Origin of the sequence: Luteimonas flava (assembly GCF_036584485.1) — a bacterium.
Classification (GTDB): Bacteria; Pseudomonadota; Gammaproteobacteria; order Xanthomonadales; family Xanthomonadaceae; genus Luteimonas; species Luteimonas flava.
Map to the genome: position 1 here is coordinate 1 of NZ_JAZHBM010000037.1, position 378 is coordinate 378.

Below are 378 nucleotides of genomic sequence, written 5' to 3' on the forward strand. Positions count from 1 at the left end.
TCCGGTTGCCGCGCCGGACGAGCTGCCGTGTGCGATGTCGCAATGGCTGGCCAATGTCGCCTATCTGGCCGACTCGGCGCGCAGCCAGCAGGGCGCGGGCAAGACCTTGCGCAAAAACGATAGCCGGGCAATCTACGTATTGCAGCCGCAAGCCAACAGCGGCCGCATGGGCCTGCGCCTGTGCAAAGGCAAGATCGCCGCTGACGGCGTCATCCGCTCAGCGGCCGCGATTACCGACATGTTTGGTTTCCAGCAAAAGCCGCCCGCCTGGTTGCGTCCGGAAGACCGCCACGCCAGCGTGCTGTTTGCCGGGCTGCTGAGCAGCATCTGGGGCGCCGCCACGGTGGATATGGCGCGCGACGGCGTGGCCGCCTTGCT

1 protein-coding gene is annotated in these 378 nt (G+C 66.9%); it reads left to right on the plus strand.

Features of this window, described 5'->3' with window-relative positions; genetic code table 11:
- Positions 1-34: 34 nt before the first annotated feature.
- Positions 35-378, plus strand: a 344-nt coding sequence (locus tag V3391_RS17580) for a hypothetical protein (RefSeq protein WP_332079749.1), incomplete at its 3' end; no start/stop codon positions are given.